Annotated in this window: 10 protein-coding genes; 8 read left to right on the top strand and 2 right to left on the bottom strand. The window is 53.2% G+C overall.

The features are described from left to right. Positions 1–308: 308 nt before the first annotated feature. Both ACP5D4_RS07745 and ACP5D4_RS07740 read right to left on the bottom strand, forming a co-directional pair. Positions 309–1,955, bottom strand: a complete 1,647-nt coding sequence (locus ACP5D4_RS07745; protein WP_428011055.1) for a transglutaminase domain-containing protein — start codon at positions 1,953–1,955, stop codon at positions 309–311. Between the two features lie 144 nt (positions 1,956–2,099). Then, positions 2,100–4,043, bottom strand: a complete 1,944-nt coding sequence (locus ACP5D4_RS07740) for an ABC-F family ATP-binding cassette domain-containing protein (RefSeq protein WP_428011054.1) — start codon at positions 4,041–4,043, stop codon at positions 2,100–2,102. A 222-nt stretch (positions 4,044–4,265) separates the two neighbouring features. On the opposite strand from ACP5D4_RS07740, the gene ACP5D4_RS07735 reads away from it, so the two are divergent. The 8 genes from ACP5D4_RS07735 to phoU all read left to right on the top strand — a co-directional run bounded on the left by ACP5D4_RS07735 (position 4,266) and on the right by phoU (position 11,578). Next, entirely contained in the window at positions 4,266–4,721 is a 456-nt protein-coding gene (locus tag ACP5D4_RS07735; RefSeq protein ID WP_428011053.1) for an ATP-binding protein, read from the top strand. Positions 4,722–4,792: 71 nt separating this feature from the next. After that, positions 4,793–5,764: a GDP-mannose 4,6-dehydratase gene (locus ACP5D4_RS07730; RefSeq protein ID WP_428011052.1), complete on the top strand. Its 972-nt coding sequence runs from the start codon at positions 4,793–4,795 to the stop codon at positions 5,762–5,764. A 46-nt stretch (positions 5,765–5,810) separates the two neighbouring features. Next, complete coding sequence (locus ACP5D4_RS07725) at positions 5,811–6,989, top strand: glycosyltransferase (protein WP_428011051.1); 1,179 nt, start codon at positions 5,811–5,813, stop codon at positions 6,987–6,989. Positions 6,990–7,170: 181 nt separating this feature from the next. Then, a complete protein-coding gene (locus ACP5D4_RS07720) occupies positions 7,171–7,563 on the top strand; it encodes a hypothetical protein (RefSeq protein WP_428011050.1) in 393 nt (130 codons plus the stop codon). Positions 7,564–7,676: 113 nt separating this feature from the next. Continuing rightward, complete coding sequence (locus ACP5D4_RS07715; protein WP_428011049.1) at positions 7,677–8,471, top strand: DsbA family protein; 795 nt, start codon at positions 7,677–7,679, stop codon at positions 8,469–8,471. A 215-nt stretch (positions 8,472–8,686) separates the two neighbouring features. After that, entirely contained in the window at positions 8,687–9,439 is a 753-nt protein-coding gene (locus ACP5D4_RS07710) for a response regulator transcription factor (protein WP_428011048.1), read from the top strand. 42 nt (positions 9,440–9,481) lie between these two features. Beyond that, positions 9,482–10,768, top strand: a complete 1,287-nt coding sequence (locus ACP5D4_RS07705; RefSeq protein WP_428011047.1) for a sensor histidine kinase — start codon at positions 9,482–9,484, stop codon at positions 10,766–10,768. A 129-nt stretch (positions 10,769–10,897) separates the two neighbouring features. Continuing rightward, positions 10,898–11,578: a phosphate signaling complex protein PhoU gene (phoU, locus tag ACP5D4_RS07700; protein ID WP_428011046.1), complete on the top strand. Its 681-nt coding sequence runs from the start codon at positions 10,898–10,900 to the stop codon at positions 11,576–11,578. Positions 11,579–11,650: the final 72 nt, after the last annotated feature.

Here is an 11,650-nt window from a genome sequence, read left to right as displayed (position 1 = left end):
ATTGAGAATTGAGAATTGAGAATTGAGAATTGAGAATTGTCTTCACCGATCGCGATCGAAGCCGTATCGCTTCTGTGACGCGATCGTAACAATTAAACTGGGTTTCAAAAAGTCTTCACCCCATCCCCAACCCCCCGATCGTCGGGGGGCGAAGGGGGGATGCTTGGGGGGATAGAGGCGCTTGTCGGGTTGGGAAAAACCAGTATTTGAGATTCGGATTCCGTATCAGGCTTTCTTTGGAGGTGCATCCCCCCTACCCAGATTTTGTATTCAAATTCACCAATTACACCCTAATCTCCGAAGACCCATCAACGCTTGGGTGGCAACTCTTCCAAAATGCGGAAGCGCACGTGATTGATGGCCAAATCTCCCAAGGCGACTTCTTCCTTGGGAATGCGTTTCCCGTCGCGGACTAAACTCTCGAATTTCACCCCTTTGACGAGTTCGATGTGATACCAGGCTAACCCCATGAAAAACCGCAGGGGATGAGGACCGCGATCGTGCATATCGTCCGGGTTCGATTCCATGGGAATCCAACCGTAACCGGGAATGTAGAATTCTAGCCAGACGTGGTTGAAGTCCGGTTGCATGGCCACTTCCCGATATTCGGCGCGATCGGGACATTTGTAACGGCCGACAGTGCGGCAGGCGATGCCGTTGAGTCGCAGCAGTGCCAGTAAAATCCCCACGTATTCGCCGCAAGACCCCATCCCTCGCTTGAGGACGATATCGGGGGTGTCGATGTGGGGTTTGATGCCGTATTCGAGTCGATCGTAGACATAATCGCGGATGTTGAGAACTTGGCGTAACAGGTTGGTTTCGGTGCCGATGGCGTTGCGGGCTGCCCGTTGGACGGTTTCGGTGTCCATGGCCAAGTTGTCGTTGTCCACCAAATACCGCTGTTGGTATTCTGGCGGCATTTCGGGCAAATCGTCTACGTCGCGGGGTTTGAAGTGATATTTGATGCCCCGGACTTCTAGGATGGCTCTCCATCCGAAAATTCGGGCTTCGTGGGGTTTGAGGCGATCGAACTGAAAGACGGCGATGGGCTGTTCGTCGATGACGCGGGTTTCAAAGGGTAGCCCCACGGGTTCGATATGGCGGACGGTTTGACGAGGGGTATCGACGGGGAGGGCGATGTGCCATTCTAAGGCGTCTAATTCTACGGGGTCGAGGGGGGAAAGTTCCTCGACGTAGGACATTTCGATGAGGTAGCCGTTCGAGAGGGTGTAGTGTTGGTTTGGGTCGTGGTAGACGTGCAGGGGGTGGACGAAGGTTCGATCGCGAAAGGTGAGTTGGTAGGGGTTGGCGGAGTTGGGATCGTCGCGAATGTAGGGTTCTTCCATCGCATAGGCGACGTAGAGGATATTTTCTTGAAGTTCGGGATGGTTGTAGAACGTGAGGGCGGTGGGAGTGGGAAACGGCGTCAACAAGCTAAACAGAATCGCTCCGGTACCGCGGTCCATACAGTACACGGTTTGTTCGATGGTATCGGAGACCCAGAGTTCTTCGCCCCGCACGCAGAGGTTTTCGACGCCGACGCCGGGGGCGTAGAATCGCGTGATTTCCCGTTGTGTCTCGCGAGAGAAGACGTAGATATAGGCTTCTTTTTGGCAGGTGATGTAAACGGCCGGCCCGCATAGGGCCACCCCCTGAACGGCGTAGGGGAGGGTGACGAACCGCTGGGGCGTGAAGTCGTCGAGGGTACAGTAATAGACGGTATCGCCTCGGCTAAACCAGAGGGTGTTTTCCCACAGGCAAAGTCCGGCCGCCCCGACGAAATCCCCGGCGTTGTGAGGGTTGAGAACGCGGGTATCGTCGGTTTTGGGGTCGATGTCGATGAGATACCCTCGCACGGAATCGACGGCGATAAGGCGGTCGTCGGTAGCGGTTAAGCCGTGGAGGGCGTAAACGCCGTAAGGTCGAAGGGTCTGTAGCCAAGGATTGGTCTTCATGGGCGCGATCGAGTTGGACAGTCGAGCGACGGTGAAACTACACTAGCATCCTTGAGGTCGGCGTATGGTCGATCGCAATCTTGACATTTTTTTAGTTTTGTGGTAAATGATTGTTTTTGTGGTAAATAATCCAACAGCAAAGCGTCAAGATTCGAGTTCGGCCAGTTCCAACCAACGCAGGGTTGCATCGTCGATGGTTTGAGTGAGTTCGGCCAGTTGTAACGACAATTTTTCCAGTTCTTGATGTTCGCTGGGGGGATTTTCGTAAAGCATCGCTTCGAGTTCGGCTTTTTGCGCTTCGAGTTGGGGAATTTCGCCATCGAGTCGTTCTAATTCCCGTTTTTCTTTATACGACAATCGCCGAGGTTTGTCATTTTTCTGGGCGTCGTTTTTCTGAGAAGTTTTCGCTGGAGTGGTGGCTTTGGCTTGTGCGGCGATTTTTTCAGCTTCGGCTTGTTTGGTGAGTTCTTCTTCTCGCTGTTTGTACTCGAGATAAAGGGAGTAATTTCCGGGGTATTGTTTGACGGTTCCGCCACCTTCGAGGGCGAAGATTTTATCGACGGTGCGATCGAGAAAATATCGGTCGTGAGATACGACGATAACGCAGCCGTTAAACTCTTCTAAATAGTCTTCTAAAACCGCTAAGGTTTGTACGTCTAAATCGTTGGTAGGTTCGTCGAGAATCAAGACGTTGGGCGCTCCCATTAACACCTGCAACAGGAACAGACGCCGCTTTTCGCCGCCGGAAAGTTTGTGAAGGGGGGCGTATTGTTGGTTCGGGGAAAAGAGGAACCGTTCCAACATTTGAGAAGCGGAAATTTCGCTTCCGTCGGCGGTTTTGACGAAGGTGGCTACTTCTTTAATGTAGTCGATAACTCGCTGGTTTTGGTTGGCGGACTCGATTAAACTTTCTGAATGTTGGTCGAAATAGCCGAAGTGAATGGTTTCGCCGATGTCGACGGTTCCGCTGTCGGGTTCGACTCGTCCGGTGATGATGTTGAGTAAGGTGGATTTTCCGGCGCCGTTTCCGCCGATGATTCCGATGCGATCGAACCGTTCAAAGTTATAGCTAAATCCTTGAAACAGGGTGCGATTTTTGTAGGTTTTGCCGATATTTTCGAGTTCGATGACTTTTTTGCCGATGCGACGGCTGGCGGTGGAAATATCCACCTTACCGAGAGATTCCTTGAATTCGGTTTCTTGCAGGTCTTCAAACCGTTGAATTCGGGCTTTTTGTTTCGTACTTCGCGCTTTGGCGCCGCGTCGAATCCAAGCCAACTCTCGCCGTAAGAGGTTGGCGTGCTTTTGTTCCTGGCTGGCGGCGGTTTCTTCGGCTTGGGCTTTCTTTTCTAAATAATAGGAATAGTTGCCAGAATAGCCGTATAAATCGCCGCGATCGACTTCTAAAATTCGCGTGGTTACTTTGTCGAGGAAGTAGCGATCGTGCGTGACCAAAACCACCGCCGCCGGATATCGCTGTAAATAGCTTTGCAACCATTCCACCGATTCCGCATCCAGATGGTTCGTCGGTTCGTCCATTAATAATAAATCTGGCTCGGCTAACAACGCCGCCGCTAAAGCGATGCGTTTGCGATAACCTCCCGACAGGCTTTCAATCTTGGCGTCGAAATCTTCGATGCCTAATTTCGAGAGAATAATTTTCGCTTCCGTTTCCAAATCCCAGGTTCCGGAGGCGTCCATTTGTTCGGTGATGCGGGTGAGTTGAGAAAGGGTGCGATCGAGGTCTTCTCCCGTTACGTGCGCGACGCGATGAGACAGTTCCTCGTACTGACGCACCAGGGACATTTTTTCACCGCAATCGGCGAAAACTTGTTCTAAAACCGTGCGAGATTCGTCGAGTTCGGGTTGTTGCGGAAGGTAAATAATCCGATAGTTGCGGTTGGCGAGCCGCTCTCCTGCGTCGAACGGCTCTTTTCCGGCCAAAATTTTTAATAATGTGGATTTTCCCGAGCCGTTGGTGCCGATTAACCCGACTTTTTCACTCGGTTCGATGCTTAAGGTCGCATCCCGTAAAATTTCTTTAATTCCAAAGTCTTTTTCAATCGATTGTAATGTTACAATACTCATAAATCGATCCGACTAAAATCGGAGTCTCTCGTCGAAATTTGAAGCGATTTCGTTTGAATCTACCAAAACTAATTATAATCTAAACGGGAACCGATCCTCGCAGCGATCGACCCCTTGAGACTGCTCGCCCCCGCGAACCGTCACCCTTTGCGATATTTGTTGCATCTCTTTTCGCCCAGTCCGAGACTGCTAACGCTACAAGCACCAGGAGATCGATCGACCGTGTCCTTGAGGCAACGCCGTTTAACGGTTCGCAGCGACCTGAGCGTCCTGCTTCGCGTGCAGGAATGGTTCGAGGATTTTTGCCTCCAACACAAACCCCTTTCTTCTTGGACGGACGCGCGACTATACTGCCTCAAACTGGCCATCGCCGAAGGATTCAGCAACGCCGTGCGCCACGCTCACCACAATCGCCCCCCCGAGACCCCCATCGATCTCGAATTGAGTCTCTACGACGATCGCCTCGAAATTCGCATTTGGGATTACGGCGATCCCTTCGATCCCGACGCGGTAGAAGAACCGGAACCGGGAACCTTACGTCAAGGGGGTTATGGCTGGTTTTTACTGCGGCGACTCTCCGATCGTGTCCTCTACGAACGCTGTAGCGATCGCCGCAATTGTCTGATTTTGCAAAAACATCTGGAAAAGAGATCTCAGCAGGAGGCGATCGATCCGTAGACGATCGATCGCCAACGGCAGCCGATCGATTTCCTATACTAGAAGGCAAAACGCTCGCACAGACGGAACAGATGAAAAAGGCATTGATTTGCGGGATTTCCGGTCAAGACGGTTCGTACCTCGCCAAATTTCTCCTCGATCGCGGTTACGAAATCTGCGGTACGTCCCGCGACGCCCAGATGTCATCCTTCCGAAACCTCGTCCGGTTGGGCATCCGCGATCGCGTCAAACTCGAATCCATGACCCTGACAGACTTTCGCAGCGTCCTGCAAGTCCTCGACAAAGCTCAACCCTACGAAGTCTATAACCTCGGCGGTCAAAGTTCCGTCGGCTTATCCTTCAACCAACCCGTCGAAACCCTCGACAGCATCGCCACCGGAACCCTCAACCTCCTCGAAGCCATTCGCTTTATCGGCGCTCCTATCAAACTCTACAACGCCGGTTCGAGCGAATGTTTCGGCGACACGGGAGGCGAAGCCGCCGACGAAAACACCCCCTTCCGTCCCCGCAGTCCCTACGGCGTCGCCAAAGCCGCCGCCTTCTGGGAAGTGGCCAACTACCGCGAAGCCTATGGCTTGTTCGCCTGTTCCGGTATTCTCTACAACCACGAATCCCCCCTGCGCCCCGAACGCTTCGTCACCCAAAAAATCGTCGCCGCCGCCTGTCGCATCGCTCAAGGTAGCCCGGAACGGCTGTATCTCGGCAATACCTCCATTCAGCGAGATTGGGGTTGGGCGCCGGAATACATTCAAGGAATGTATCGCATCTTGCAACAGGACGCCGCCGAGGACTACATCATCGCCACCGGAAAAACCTACAAACTTCAAGATTTCGTGGTGTCGGTATTCGAGTATTTAGGCTTGAACTGGCAAGACCACGTGACGACGGACGAAAGTTTATATCGTCCCACAGATATTTCTATCAGCCGTGGCAATCCCAGCAAGGCAAAGGACAAAATGGGATGGGAAGCTCAATACGATATGCACGATGTCGCCCGGATGATGGTGGACGCCCGTATGAACTCCGAACCCACCCCCGCTTGACGATCGCTCTGGTACTGTTACGCTTCGCTGTACGGAACTCCGCCCCATGAAGGATAAGCCTCAACCCCCCCTCGCCCCCCCTCACGTTTTCGTTTTTCTGGAAATTTTTGCCTGTGAGGGCGGTATTCAATCTTACGTGAAAGACATTCTGTACGCCTACCAACAGGCTGCGATCGCCTCGAAGGTCTCTCGATTTCCCCAAGCGGAGGTGTATTTGTTGCGCGATTCCGTTGATTGTGACAATCCCTTCGATTCCCGCAAAAACCCCAATGCCCCGAACGTCTTTCGCTTTCACTATTGTCAGTCCGCGTGGACGTGGTTGGGGCGGTTTCGTCTGGGGGGGGCGTTGCTGCTGCGGTGTTGGCGCCGACGCCCTCAATGGATTGTCTGCGGACATATCAAACTCGCCCCACTGATACAGTTTTTGGGAGGCTGGTTCGATATTCCCTATACGGTGATGACCTATGGGAAAGAGGTTTGGAAACCCCTCGGATCTCGCTATCGACAGGCGCTATGTCAGGCGAAAACCATTTGGACGATCAGTCGTTACAGTCGCGATCGCGCTTGTGCGTCCAACGATCTCGATCCGGGTAAGTTTAAAATGCTCCCCTGTGCGGTGGATGGGGAGGTGTTTTCCCCCGCCCCGAAACCGCCACATTTGCTCGATCGCTACAACTTACAGGGGTCTCGGGTGTTGATGACGGTAGCGCGGCTGTGGTCGGGGGATATTTATAAAGGGGTAGACGTGACGATTCGCGCCCTCCCGAAGATTTTAGAAGTTTGTCCGGATGTGAAATATCTCGTCATCGGACGCGGCGACGACCAACCTCGCTTGGAAAATCTCGCCCGAGAGTTGGGAATCGGCGATCGCGTCGTGTTTGCGGGGTTCGTTCCTACGGAAGAGCTACCAGACCATTACCGCGTTGCCGATGCTTACATTATGCCCTCTCAAGAAGGGTTCGGAATCGTTTATCTCGAAGCGATGGCGACGGGAATTCCGGTGTTGTCCGGGGATAGCGACGGTTCCGCGGACCCCCTGCAAGACGGACGCCTGGGGTGGCAGGTTCCCCACCGCGATCCCGAGGCGGTAGCGACGGCTTGTATCGAGATCCTGCAAGGGAGCGATCGCCGTTGCGATGGGGACTGGCTGCGTCAGGAAACCTTAGCCGCCTTCAGCAGCGAGGCGTTATCGAGGCGGTTGCGGGAGATTTTGCCGCGCTCTTGAGGTGATGAGATGATGGGATGAGAGGATGATGGGATGATGTGACAGGGAAAACTCTGTTGACTGTTGACTGTTGACTGTTGACTGTTGACTGTTGACTGTTGACTGTTGACTGTTCCCCGATCCTCACATTGTTAAAATCGAAGTAATTCAATCGAGCGTCGAGTCTGATAAGGATACTGTCGTGAATTCCAACGATCCCAATATTACTCAACTGCAACTATCTGGGCTGAGCTTCTGGCTGAGCGTTTTGCTGGTTATCTTTTTGCTCAGTGCGGTGGGGTTGGTATGGTTGGTGAAGTCGATATTTCTGATTTTGGCGCTGTTGCCCTTGTTGGGGATTGCGGCGGTGTTCGGCGTGCGCTGGTGGGTGGGGCGCAGTTTGGTGCGCGATCGCTGTCCGGTGTGTAACTTTGAGTTGGTGGCTCTCGAACAACAGGAACGGTTGCAATGTCCCAGTTGCGGCGAGATGCTGACGATCGAAGACAAGCAGTTCAAACGCAACGCGCCGCCGGGAACGATTGACGTGCAGGCGATCGATGTTTCGACGAAATCCATCGACGAATCGAAGTCTTAACGGGTGTTTTTGACGGCCGCCGACGGCTCGATCGAGTTCGCTAAGATTGAGAGGAACTGGCTTAGGCTATCCCGATTTCTTTGATAATTTCACGAGATTCTCCAGAGATTTTTATGAACGTAACCCCGTTTTGGACGATGCTGCGATCGCCGAAAGCCTCGTTCGGCCTCGTCGGCGCGATGCTGGCTTGTGTCGCCCTCAGTAGTTGTTCCTCTCCCGCGCAGTCCAACGACAACGCCGCTGTTTCGGAGGATTTGGAAGCGCAAGTGCTGCAAATTATCCGCGACAACCCGGAAGCGATTCTGGAGTCGGTGCAGGCGTACCAGCAACAACAGCAGGAAACGGCGCAAGAATCCCGTCGCGCTGTCGTTGCGGAAATGGCCTCCGATCCGACTTCGGTGATTGGCGATTCTCCGGTTAAAGGGGCGGAATCCCGAGAAATTGTCATGGTGGAGTTCTCGGATTTTCAATGTCCGTTTTGCGCCAAGGCTCACGAGACGGTTAACGAGTTTATGGCGCAATACGGCGATCGCGTGACGCTGGTGTACAAACATCTTCCCCTGGTGAGCATTCACCCTCAAGCACTTCCGGCGTCTCAGGCGGCTTGGGCGGCTCAGCAACAGGGACAGTTTTGGGAGTATTACGACGCTCTGTTTGAAAATCAAGACCGTCTCGGGGAAGAGCTTTACGTGGAAATTGCCACGGATTTGGGTTTGGATTTGGCACAGTTCGATCGCGATCGCAACAGCGACGAATCCTTACAAGCCATTCAAGCTGACCTGGAACTGGCTGACGAATTGGGACTCAACGGAACCCCCGCTTTCTTTATCAACGGCGAGGGACTATCTGGGGCGGTCGATTTGGCGGAATTCGAGGCAGTTCTCGATCGCGTCGTCGCTGCTCAGTAACCGCTTTGAAAAAATTCGTCTTTTCTTTAGACAAACCTTGACAAAACCGGTCTCCCTTGAGGTTTCTAGGCTGAGAGGGGAGACCGACGGCGTGTTTTAACTGGTTTTACAGTTTTTTTTAGCTACGCATATTTTAATTTATTTGTCAAGAGATGTTCGGATAGACCAAATTGATATATCAATAAAGTGGGTCTTAACATCTAGATTACCTAGTTATGCTTTCCCTCGAGTCAAAAACAAACCGCGACCGCCCCGAGATCGGTCAATCTAACCGCATTCTCGCGGTGGAGGACGAAGACCTCATCCGAGATATGGTCTCCCTCGCGCTGGAAGATGAGGGATATCAGGTCAAAACCGCAAGCGACGGGCAAATGGCCTTGACGTTTCTCCACGACCCGCAGCTACAACCGGGCGAGTTTCCGTTCGATTTAATCGTATTAGATCTGATGCTACCGCAGGTGAACGGTCTCGATCTGTGTCGGTTGTTACGACAGCAAGGAAATCCCGTTCCGATTTTGATTCTCAGTGCCAAGGGCAGTGAAACCGATCGCGTCCTGGGGTTGGAAGTCGGCGCAGACGACTACCTCACCAAACCCTTCAGCATGAGAGAACTGATCGCTCGCTGTCGTGCGTTGCTGCGTCGTCATCGTTTTGGATTCGCCGCTCAACCGATGGTGTTACAGTTTGGCGATATCCTGCTCTATCCCCAACAATGTCGCGTGGTGGTGCGCGGCGAAGAAGTCAACCTCGCCCCGAAGGAGTTTCGCCTGCTGGAACTGTTTATGAAATCCCCTCGCCGCGTGTGGTCGCGGGAACAACTGCTCGATCGCGTGTGGGGCTTCGATTTCGTCGGTGACAGCAAAACCGTAGACGTTCACATTCGCTGGCTGCGAGAAAAACTCGAAGAAGATCCCAGCAATCCCCAATACATTATTACCGTGCGGGGCTTCGGCTATCGGTTAGGTTAGAGAGATGTATTTTCGCTCTCTTCTCGCCTAATTTTGGAGCCTATGTCGGCGGTTGTTGCATTTATCTTCGGGTTAACAGTCGGATTGGGAATCGGTCTGTGGCACACTGCGGTCAGACATCGTCAGTGGAAGCGCGTCCTGCGAGATTTGTCTCCCGAAGTTTCGGCGGTTCGTTTGGCACCGGCGTCCCAAATGCGACTGGCGTTAACTGAAATGAGTCAACGTCAGGTGGAACTGGAAACCGATTTATCCCTGTTCCAGCAAGTGTTGCGACAAGCACCTTGGGGATATTTGCAAGTGGATGCGGAAAACCATCTGGTGTGGTGCAACGATCGAGCGCGTTCGCTATTGCAAATTCAACAGTGGTCGCCGCAGTCGGAACGGGTACTGCTGGAAGTGGTGCGCTCTTACGAACTCGATCGACTCATCGAACGCACCCGGACTGAAGATCGTCCCCTTCAAATTGAATGGTTGTTTTACGCGCCTTCCTTCGACGCGGACGAAATCGACAGCCAACAAGGCCAAACCCTACGAGCCTATAGTCTCCCCCTTCCCGAGGGAAAGGTGGGTGTTTTTTTAGAAAACCGACAGCCGATCGTGGATTCGATGCAGTCCCGCAACCGCTGGATGTCGGATTTAGCCCACGAGTTGCGAACGCCGCTGACTTCGATTCAATTGGTGGTGGAAACTCTGATCGATCGCCTGGAACCGCCGATGAAAACTTGGGTCGAACGGTTGCTTCCGGAAACCCAACGGCTGATTCAACTGGTTCAGGATTGGCTGGAACTGACCCATTTAGAAGCCAATCGATCGATTCCCACCGAAGCCGTGGAATTGAAGCCCTTAATCGAGTCCGTTTGGCGCACTCTCGAACCTCTGGCCGCTCAAAAACAAGTCCGTTTGAGTTACCACGAACCGAAACCCCTCTACGTAGAAGGAGACGAATCGCGGCTGTACCGGGTGTTTCTCAACCTCCTCGATAACGCGGTGCGTTACAGTCCCGAAAACAGTACCGTTCGCGTGGAAGCTGAAGACCTCGGGGGCGATCGCCTGCGGGTTCACACCATCGATTCCGGTTCGGGGTTCGACCCGGAGGACTTACCCCGTATTTTCGATCGACTCTATCGCGGCGATTCGGGGCGGGGTCGATCGCAATCCCGCCACGGCGAAGCTCTACCCGTCACCAGTAGCGGCAGCGGTTTGGGACTGGCCATCGTCAAACAAATTATTCTCGCCCACGAGGGGACGATTACGGCCAAAAACCACCCCGAAACGGGCGGTGCGTGGTTGCAAGTTTCTCTTCCTCAAGCAGAATCCCCAGAAATATGAAGACAAGGTTAACGACTTTCTAAATTTTTCCTAAAAATTAGCAACGCACTGTAACAAGTTAGTGCGAAATATGCTAAATCAAAAAACTTGTCCCACAATGGAGAAGTCACAATAGGATCGATCGGCGTCGTGCAATCTCGAGTGAACTTCTCCTCCTCCAAATTCAACTCTAGTCGCCAAGACCTCCAGCGAAAACTCAAATGTCTCCGACAAGACATTTTGAGGATGGGGGCGTTGGTCGAACAAGCCTGTCGGTTGAGCCATCGCGCCTTGTTCGATCGAGATTTAGCGGCCGCCCAAGCCCTCATCAAACTCGACAAACAGATCGATCGCTTCTACCGACAAATCGAATCCGACAGCATCATGTTGCTGACGCTTCAAGCCCCCGTCGCCCAAGATTGCCGCGTACTGGGGGCTTTTATGCAACTGGTGCGCGATCTCGAACGCATCGGCGACTACGCCAAAGACCTCGCTGAAATCGCCGTCAAACTGTTTCCCTATCCGCCCCTAGACTGTATGTCCGAAATCGAGCGGATGTCGCGAGAAACTCAAGCCATGCTGGCCATGAGTTTAAAAGCCCTCGTCGATCTCGATCCCGAGGCGGGACATCAAATGAAACAGAAAGACACCACCGTAGACGACGCCTACGATCGCCTTTACCAGCGCCTCGCCTACCAACGAAACTATCCCGGTATCCTCGAACCCGTCCTACTCGTCACCCTGGCCATTCGCCACCTCGAACGCATGGCCGACCACGCCACGAACATCGGTCAGCGCGTGACTTATATTGTGACCGGCCAGCGGGGGTGATGCTGGGGAGATGGGGATTGACATCCTCACCGCCCTAGAAGGACGGTGATTCCTACCCACAGGTAGTTACTG

Source organism: Baaleninema sp., assembly GCF_049974805.1.
Taxonomy (GTDB): domain Bacteria; phylum Cyanobacteriota; class Cyanobacteriia; order Cyanobacteriales; family Geitlerinemataceae; genus Baaleninema.
This window is presented reverse-complemented; position numbering and strand designations above follow the sequence as displayed.

Bases quoted from the DNA above. Each gene is read 5' to 3' on its own strand.
- ACP5D4_RS07745 (WP_428011055.1), bottom strand. From the start codon at position 1,955: ATGAAGACCAATCCTTGGCTACAGACCCTTCGACCTTACGGCGTTTAC.
- ACP5D4_RS07740 (WP_428011054.1), bottom strand. From the start codon at position 4,043: ATGAGTATTGTAACATTACAATCGATTGAAAAAGACTTTGGAATTAAA.
- ACP5D4_RS07730 (WP_428011052.1), top strand. From the start codon at position 4,793: ATGAAAAAGGCATTGATTTGCGGGATTTCCGGTCAAGACGGTTCGTAC.
- ACP5D4_RS07725 (WP_428011051.1), top strand. From the start codon at position 5,811: ATGAAGGATAAGCCTCAACCCCCCCTCGCCCCCCCTCACGTTTTCGTT.
- ACP5D4_RS07715 (WP_428011049.1), top strand. From the start codon at position 7,677: ATGAACGTAACCCCGTTTTGGACGATGCTGCGATCGCCGAAAGCCTCG.
- ACP5D4_RS07710 (WP_428011048.1), top strand. From the start codon at position 8,687: ATGCTTTCCCTCGAGTCAAAAACAAACCGCGACCGCCCCGAGATCGGT.
- ACP5D4_RS07705 (WP_428011047.1), top strand. From the start codon at position 9,482: ATGTCGGCGGTTGTTGCATTTATCTTCGGGTTAACAGTCGGATTGGGA.